The following is a 7,597-nucleotide window of genomic DNA, read 5'->3' as shown; positions in this document are numbered from 1 at the left end:
AGATGTGTATAAGAGACAGTATATACCCTTCGGATCTTCTGCTTCCGAGTCGTCTGGTTATGGTGCTGGACGCGTGGATATTAGTCTTGAATTTGGTGGTGATATTTATGGGGGAGGGGATAAATATCTGGGGGATAGTTATCATAAGTGATTTTTTAGGCTGGTAACTTTGGTTGGTTTTTTAAAGGTTAGATTATTAAATGTTCATGTTGTGCTGTGTAAGTTAATGATCTTCACATGTCGGCCGGCATTCTTACTGTTCTACTCATATGAGCTGCAATTATTTTTCACATCACAAACCATTTATAATTGTTGGCAAGGTCTGCATACCCGCCACTGTCCGTGCCCGTATGAAATTACCCCGTGCCCTGAGCGCCCAACACGCCTAAAATACCTGCCATTCGTTTTCTGATTTTCCCTCCTGCACCCCCGAGGCACCTTTTTCAATGTCAGTGACTGCTACCACCGCCGCGTCTGTGCCGGATCATCGTGCGCAATTTTTGAACCTGCTGGAAACCGGTCTGGCCCAGAATTCCTTTATCAAGCTGGTGCTGGCCAAATACGTGGGCCCCGAGGCTGAATTGCAGCGGGTGATCATCAAGCAGGTAACAGTCAAGGAGCAGCCTTGCCTGTCCTTTGTATATCGCTATAAAACCCGCGATATCACCAAGAATTTCCCGCTGGACGAAGGCGTGGCGATCATTGCCGGCCTGCTGCCCGAAGCGTTCAAGAATGCCCACCTGCTGACCCTGACCGACGAAGTGCAGCTTGAATACAGCAAAAAGGGTAAAAGCTCGCTGTTCAAAGGCAAAAGCCAGCAAGAGCGCGAAGTGCCGTCGGCTGAGCACAATCGTGAGAAAAATCGCTTTCTGGATCTGACCCGGCCGTTTCTGGCGGACCTGGGTGTGACCAACAAGCAGCAAGAACTGATCCCGGCGATGTCGCGCAAGTGGAAGCAGATCAACAAGTTTATCGAGGTGTTTTCCCACGCCCTGAGCAGCTCACCGCTCAAGCTCGATCAGCCGGTCAAGGTGGTGGATTTCGGTTCGGGCAAGGGTTACCTGACGTTTGCCATTCACGATTACCTGCGTCACAGCCTGCAAGCCGAAGGCCTGGTGGCCGGGGTTGAGCTGCGTGAAGACATGGTCACGCTGTGCAATAACGCCGCCCAGCGTCTGGAGCACCCGGGCCTGACCTTCCAGCACGGCGATGTGCGCAGTTTTGCACCCACCCCGATCGATGTGATGATCGCCCTGCATGCCTGTGATATTGCCACCGACTATGCGATTCATATGGGCATTCGCTCCGGGGCGGCAATCATCATGTGCTCGCCGTGCTGTCATAAACAGATCCGCCTGCAAATCCAGAGCCCGGCGCTGCTCAAGCCGATGCTGCAATACGGCCTGCACCTGGGCCAGCAGGCCGAAATGGTCACCGACAGCCTGCGCGCGCTGTACCTCGAAGCCTGCGGCTATGACACCAAGGTGTTCGAGTTTATCTCGCTGGAACATACCAATAAAAACAAGATGATCCTCGCGGTCAAACGTGGCGGACCTTCCGATCCGGCGCAGTTGTTGGTGAAAATCCAGGAACTCAAGGCGTTCTACAACATTCAGGAACACTGCCTCGAAACCCTGCTTCAGGCAGACGGTTTGCTGAAGTAAGCCTGTAAGCAGCTCCGGCGGGAACGTAGTACATGGCTATTACCCGCCCGCGCGCTCAGGGGTTACCTTGGCTACTCTTACTGGCCCAAGGTCTTACCCCACAGGAGCACGCACCATGGCAGCGAAAAAAATTCTGATGCTGGTTGGCGATTACGTCGAAGACTATGAAGTGATGGTGCCGTTTCAGGCACTGTTGATGGTCGGCCATCAGGTTCATGCGGTATGCCCGGGAAAAACCGCAGGCCAGACCGTACGCACTGCCATCCACGACTTCGAAGGCGACCAGACTTACAGCGAAAAGCCCGGGCACTTGTTTGCCCTGAATTTCGACTTTGACAAGGTGAAAGCCAGCGATTACGACGCACTGCTGGTGCCGGGCGGTCGTGCGCCGGAATACCTGCGTCTGAACGAAAAGGTGCTGGAGCTAGTGCGTGACTTCGACAAGGCGGCCAAGCCAATTGCAGCAGTGTGCCATGGTGCGCAACTGCTGGCCGCTGCGGGCACGCTGGAAGGCCGTGAGTGCAGTGCTTACCCGGCGTGTGCACCGGAAGTGCGGCTGGCGGGGGGGACTTATATCGATATCGATGTGACCAAGGCCCATGTGCAAGGCAACCTGGCCACAGCCCCTGCGTGGCCGGCACATCCGGCGTGGCTGGCGGCATTCCTGGGTTTGCTGGGTACCAAAATCACTTTGTAGGCAGAGGGCGTGACCATGTGTGAACTGTATGTAAAAGCCGACCCGATTCTTTACGAGTCACGTTCGCGCTCATTGCGTATTTGCGGCGTGGTCACCACTTTGCGCCTGGAAAACCAGTTCTGGGACATCCTCAGCGAAATCGCCGAAACAGATGGCATGACCACCAACCAGTTGGTGGCCAAGCTCTATGAAGAGGTGATGGATTATCGCGGCGAAGTAGTCAACTTTGCCTCGTTCCTGCGCGTGAGCTGCACCCGCTACTTGAGCCAGCGCCGGGTGCAGGCGCCGGAGTTGAGTGTGGTAGCACGTAACAGTAGCCGCGCTCTCCCGCAATAGCGCTTGCGGGTGTGAGCGGTACACACCTGTGGGAGCCGGGCTTGCCCGCGATGGCGTCGGCGCGGTCGGCCAGATACACCGTGCCGGCGGAATCGCGAGCAAGCCCGCTCCCACAGAGGGTTTGCCGGATCAGCCAGCTCAGAAGAACCGCGTCACGCTGATCTTGGCATTGCGGCCCTGGCTGTAGGCGTTTTCGCCACTGAGCATCGGCTGATAGTTTTTATTGAACATGTTGTCCATGGTGAAGTTGACTTCGGTGCCCTTGAGGTACGGCTGCTGCGGCTTCCAGTTGGCAAACAGGCCCTGCACGTTGTAGCTGTCGTTGGGGAACTGGTCCCAGTAGCGGTCGCCCAGCGCACTGATCGGGCTGCTGTAGTAGTTGTCGCTCGGCAAGCGGTCGGTCTTGCGTACGAATTCTCCCTTCCAGCCAATCCGGGCATCCAGGCTCGGGATCTTGGTGCCCAGTACGGCAATCCACTTGGGAGCGGGTATGTCACGCGCCCAGACGTTGGGACCCCAAGGGTTGGTGTAGGCGCCTTGGTGTTTGCCGGTCATCCATGCGTATGACAGGGATCCGAATACGTAGGTGGATTCGTAGAAGCTCTCAATTTCGAAGCCCTTGATGGTCACGCTGCCAATGTTGCGGTAATTAGGCATGTTGGGCCCGCACGCATCGCTCATGCTGACAGTGGGCGTTTGCGCGGCGCAGCCTACCCCCGTGGCCTTGAAAATCTCGTCGTCGACGGTGTTGCGGAACAGGGTGGTACGCACCAGGGCGTGGTCGTTGTCGCCAAAAATCTTGTCGAAGGTGGTGATGTTGCCGCCACGCCAACCGGTGATGCGTTCCGGATCAAGGCCCAGGCTGCTGGAGGTGCGGCTGCCGATACCCTGGACTTCGTATTGCTCGTCAATCACCGGGGCGCGCCAGGTTTTGCTGTAGTTCAGGAACAGGGCGGTTTGCGGGGTGATTTTCCAGAAGGCCGACAGGCGAGGCGACCAGCCAGTGTAGGTTTTGTCGCTGTAGTCATGGCCCAGTTCCGGATGGTTGTAGTACGGCGCGTCGTTTTCCTGGCCGCGATTGCGTACGTGGTCGTAGCGCATGGACGGCGTGAGGGTGAAGTCACCCCAGGTGATGGCGTCCTGAATATAGAAGCTGTTGGTGTCGACCTTGCCGCGGGGCATGAAGTTGGGCTGGTAGTGGCCGTAGTTGTACTTTTCGACGTCGTAGATGCCGCCCGGCATCCACATGTTCACATCACGCTGGTGCTTGCGAAATTGCACGCCGGTGGTCACTGCATGGTCCAGCGGGCCGCTGGCAAACAGGCTGATGTTCTCGACCTGGAGCATGTCATCGGTATAGCCGGTCTCCATTTTGCGCCCGCCGCTGGTGGGCTGGGTGTAAGCCTGGGCGTCACGCTTGTCGGTTTGCTCGGTGTTGGAGTGCGAGTACTTGACCTCCAGGTCCACCAGCGGGTTGTCCAGGGGTTCGTACTTGTATTTGGCCGACCAGGTGGTGTCGATCGTCGAGCGGTTGGACAGGTAGCGCCGCGCTGCAATGTCGTAACCAAATTTGTCGATGTTGGCCTGGCTGGGTGGCGCCGGGTAACTCACGGCCGAGAAGGGCACCCACAAATAGTTGTTCGAGCGCGAGTAAGACATGCCCACACTGTGTTCGTCATTGAGGTGCAAGTTGAGCTTGAGCAGTTGTCCGTCCAGGTCCTGGGCCGTATTGGGCAGACGCTGCGGGTTAACCGGGTAGACATTGCCGGGGTTGGGCATTTTACCGGCCAGCTTCATGTCGTCGCCGTCGCGCTTGGTGTAGTAAAACAGAGCGTCGGCGCGACCATCTTCGGTGCGACCGTAAACAGCGCCGCTGTAGACCTGTTGATGGTCGTTGCTGCTGTAGCCGTATTTGAGCATGGCGCCGGTGTTCTTGCCCTCTTCGAGCAAGTCGGTCGCGTCCTTGGTTTCCATGTGCACTACACCGGCGAAGCCGCCATTGCCGGTGTGGATATCGTGGGGGCCTTTTTCGACTTCCAGGCGTTTGATCAGCTCGGGCTCGATAAAAATCGTGCCCTGTTTGTAGCGCTCAAAGCCGCTTTTGGTCGCGCCATCGACGGTCATTTGTACGTCTTCGGCTTCTCCCATGCCCCAGATATTGATGGTCTGGCCACCGGGCTTGAGCGAGCCGCCGAGGTTGATGCCTGGCAGGGTGGCGAGCAGGCTGGGGATGTTATTGGCCTGATAGCGGTTGATTTGCTCCTGGGTCATGGTCGACTTGCCGACGTTGCTGGAGTCGACCTCGCTACCGTTGCCCACCACGCTGACTGCGCCCAGCTCCAGGCTGTTGCTGGTGGTGGTGCCAGACTCCCGGGGCCGCACGACGTAGGTGCGATCGATCTGCACAAGGCTGAAGTCGGTGTCTTTAAGCAGGCGCTGGATAGCTTCCTGTGGCTCGAAGGTGCCACTGAGTGCCGGGGCTTTCACGTTGCGTAACAGGGCTTCGTCGAACAGCAGCTGGATTTTTGCCTGCTGTGCCACCTCGCTCAGCGAACTGGCCAGCGATTGCGCCGGCAGTTGCAACTGGATCGACTCGGCGTGGGCTTGCAGGCTGATCGCCAGGCAAGCCGCCAGCAGTGTCGGGCGGGTGCACAAATGCGAGAAGTAATGTGGTGCGCGAAACATGAAATCCCCCGGTGTGGCAACAAAGGCCAAAAAGACATGCGTTAGCAACGCAGACCGGAGGAAGACGCAGCAAAATGAAAAAACCACATATGCGAATGGAAAATATTCGCATATGTTTTTTTAGCGTGGTTCGATACGGATTTTACCGCTGTCCAGCAGCACGGTTTTTACCGGGATCAGGGCGGGCAGGGCTTTGACCAGTGCCAGTGGATCGCTGACATCCAGGTTGCCTGAAACCTTGTAGCCAGTCAGCGGGCCGTCGGCCAACTGAATCAGGCCCGGGCGGTAGAGGTCCAGTTCATCCACCAGGCTGGCCAGTTCGCGATTGCGAAAGGACAGATGGCCGCTGCGCCAGCCCGCCACTTCGCCCGCACTCAACGTCTGTTTTATGAGTGCTCCCCTGTTGTAGTCCCAGGTGGCGCGTTGTTGTGCACCCAGCAGCATTGCTGACTTGGGGTCTGGGATGAACGCAACCTCGCCGTGGGCCACGCTGACCACCAATTGGCGCGAACTGCGGCGTACATCGAACCCCGTGCCGACCACCCGTATGCGCGCCTCCCCGGCATGCACCACCAACGGCTGCTCCTTGTTGGCCGCGACCTCGATGTAAAGCTGGCCCTGGTCCAGATAGATGTCACGCTGGTGGGCGCTGAAGTCCAGGCTCAGGCGCGTGTTGGCATTCACGTTCAGGGTACTGCCGTCGGGTAGCAATATCGTGCGGGCGCCTTGGGCCAGTGTGCTGACCTGCTGTTGATGCAGCGCCACCGGGGCGCCCAGGTTCAGTGCAAAGACGGCGCAGAGCACGGCGGCAGCAGTGGCCAGCGCAAAGTGTGCGCGCCGGGGCTTGGCAGGGAGGGGGACCGGCGAGTTGATCTGTTCAAGTTCTCCCAGGTCGGCCCACAACGATTCAAATTCGGTATAGGCCCGGGCATGACTCGGGTTGGCATGCCAGGCGTTGAATTGTTCGCAGCTGCCTTGGTTGCGGGTATTGCGGTTGCGTGCAAACCAATTGGCGGCCTGTTCATCGATGCTGTCGTTACCGGCCGTGTGAAAAGGGCTCATTGTGTCTGCTCCTTGCCGCTGTCCCGCTGTAGATGTTGCTTGCAGTGCAGCAAGGCCTGGGCAATGTGCTTTTCAACCATGCTCACGGATATCCCCATGCGTTCGGCAATCTGTGCCTGACTCAAGCCTTCAAAACGGTGCAGCATAAGGGCTTCTCGACGCCTGGGCGAGAGTTCTGCAACTACCCTTTTAAGTTGTTCAAGGCGTTGCAGGCGCAGGGCTGCGACCATCGGATCATCCCTGTCATCGCTCAAGGGCTCGGCCTCACTTTCACTGTGCTCGCCGTGAGCGGCGTGTCGCACTTGCTGTCGACGCCAGTGATCGCGCAACAGATTGCGCGCCATCTGGAACAAAAACGCCCGGGGCTGTTCGATTTTGCCTCGGTCCTGATAGCCCAGCCATTGGGTGAAAACATCCTGGGTCATGTCGGCTGCATCGCTGGTGTTGTCGGTACGCTTGCGCAGAAAGTGCAAAATTTGCGTATAGAACTCGCGAAAGTGATCGGCCGCGGGCGGATCGGGTTTAAGGCCAGACATGAAGATCCTTATAGACACAGCGATGCAAATAAGCTGCGAATGGTATCGATAACCATTGCTATTTGTCTCGTTGAAATTTCCTGTTTCCTTCATTCCTGTCGATAAATGGATAAATAGCCCATGGGGTCTTTACTGAATAAGTGCAGGAACCTTTAATTTCGGGAGAAAGGCTATGTCGGGTTGGTATGAGTTGAGCAAGACCAGCAGCGGGCAGTTCCGTTTTGTACTGAAGGCGGCGAATGCCGAAACCATTCTGGTCAGCGAGCAATACACCACGCTGGCGGCGGCCAAGGGCGGGATCGCCTCGGTGCAGGTCAACAGCCCGCTGGATGAGCGCTACGAGAAGAAAGTGGCCAAGGACGGCAAGCCATACTTCAACCTGAAGGCGGCCAATCACCAGATCATCGGCACCAGCGAGCTGTACTCCTCGGAGGCCGCGCGGGACAAGGGCATTGCCAGCGTCAAGCACAATGGCCCGACCACGGTGATCAAAGAGAAATTTTGATACCTGAATGTGTGCTCTTGTAACCCTGTAGATACTCTGTTGTAGATCAAACCCTATTGTGGGAGCGAGCCTGCTCGCGAACGACCTTCGCGACTGTCTCTTATACACATCT

General features: G+C 57.3%; 7 protein-coding genes. 4 read left to right on the top strand and 3 right to left on the bottom strand.

Features of this window, described 5'->3' with window-relative positions:
* The first annotated feature begins 446 nt into the window (after positions 1–446).
* From QN377_RS22750 to QN377_RS22740, 3 genes are all read left to right on the top strand, one after another.
* Positions 447–1,664, top strand: a complete 1,218-nt coding sequence (locus QN377_RS22750; protein WP_095019255.1) for a class I SAM-dependent methyltransferase — start codon at positions 447–449, stop codon at positions 1,662–1,664.
* 115 nt (positions 1,665–1,779) lie between these two features.
* Positions 1,780–2,361, top strand: a complete 582-nt coding sequence (locus QN377_RS22745; RefSeq protein WP_095001809.1) for a DJ-1/PfpI family protein — start codon at positions 1,780–1,782, stop codon at positions 2,359–2,361.
* 15 nt (positions 2,362–2,376) lie between these two features.
* Positions 2,377–2,697, top strand: coding sequence for a ribbon-helix-helix domain-containing protein (locus QN377_RS22740; protein WP_095001808.1), 321 nt, complete (start codon positions 2,377–2,379; stop codon positions 2,695–2,697).
* 138 nt (positions 2,698–2,835) lie between these two features.
* Here the strand turns inward: QN377_RS22740 and QN377_RS22735 are convergent, their stop codons facing one another.
* The 3 genes from QN377_RS22735 to QN377_RS22725 all read right to left on the bottom strand — a co-directional run bounded on the left by QN377_RS22735 (position 2,836) and on the right by QN377_RS22725 (position 6,980).
* Positions 2,836–5,382 (bottom strand): TonB-dependent receptor, encoded by a 2,547-nt coding sequence (locus QN377_RS22735; protein WP_095019256.1) that lies wholly within the window; start codon positions 5,380–5,382, stop codon positions 2,836–2,838.
* 120 nt (positions 5,383–5,502) lie between these two features.
* The gene (locus tag QN377_RS22730; RefSeq protein ID WP_095019257.1) at positions 5,503–6,444 is read right to left on the bottom strand and encodes a FecR family protein; all 942 of its coding nucleotides are present in this window, start codon (positions 6,442–6,444) and stop codon (positions 5,503–5,505) included.
* Positions 6,441–6,980: an RNA polymerase sigma factor gene (locus QN377_RS22725; protein ID WP_095001805.1), complete on the bottom strand. Its 540-nt coding sequence runs from the start codon at positions 6,978–6,980 to the stop codon at positions 6,441–6,443. Before QN377_RS22725 ends, QN377_RS22730 begins: the two co-directional genes overlap by 4 nt.
* Positions 6,981–7,152: 172 nt before the next feature.
* Between QN377_RS22725 and QN377_RS22720 the strand changes: the two genes are divergently transcribed.
* Positions 7,153–7,485, top strand: coding sequence for a YegP family protein (locus QN377_RS22720; RefSeq protein ID WP_095001804.1), 333 nt, complete (start codon positions 7,153–7,155; stop codon positions 7,483–7,485).
* Positions 7,486–7,597: the final 112 nt, after the last annotated feature.

The organism is Pseudomonas sp. CCC4.1, assembly GCF_035019225.1.
Taxonomy (GTDB): Bacteria; Pseudomonadota; Gammaproteobacteria; order Pseudomonadales; family Pseudomonadaceae; genus Aquipseudomonas; species Aquipseudomonas bubulae.
Note: the sequence above shows the minus strand (reverse complement) of the source record. Positions and strands in the feature narration are given on the sequence as shown.

What these genes read in the sequence shown, in the direction of transcription:
- QN377_RS22730 (WP_095019257.1), bottom strand. Translation starts at nt 6,444, where the DNA reads ATGAGCCCTTTTCACACGGCCGGTAACGACAGCATCGATGAACAGGCC.
- QN377_RS22745 (WP_095001809.1), top strand. Translation starts at nt 1,780, where the DNA reads ATGGCAGCGAAAAAAATTCTGATGCTGGTTGGCGATTACGTCGAAGAC.
- QN377_RS22750 (WP_095019255.1), top strand. Translation starts at nt 447, where the DNA reads ATGTCAGTGACTGCTACCACCGCCGCGTCTGTGCCGGATCATCGTGCG.
- QN377_RS22725 (WP_095001805.1), bottom strand. Translation starts at nt 6,980, where the DNA reads ATGTCTGGCCTTAAACCCGATCCGCCCGCGGCCGATCACTTTCGCGAG.
- QN377_RS22740 (WP_095001808.1), top strand. Translation starts at nt 2,377, where the DNA reads ATGTGTGAACTGTATGTAAAAGCCGACCCGATTCTTTACGAGTCACGT.
- QN377_RS22735 (WP_095019256.1), bottom strand. Translation starts at nt 5,382, where the DNA reads ATGTTTCGCGCACCACATTACTTCTCGCATTTGTGCACCCGCCCGACA.
- QN377_RS22720 (WP_095001804.1), top strand. Translation starts at nt 7,153, where the DNA reads ATGTCGGGTTGGTATGAGTTGAGCAAGACCAGCAGCGGGCAGTTCCGT.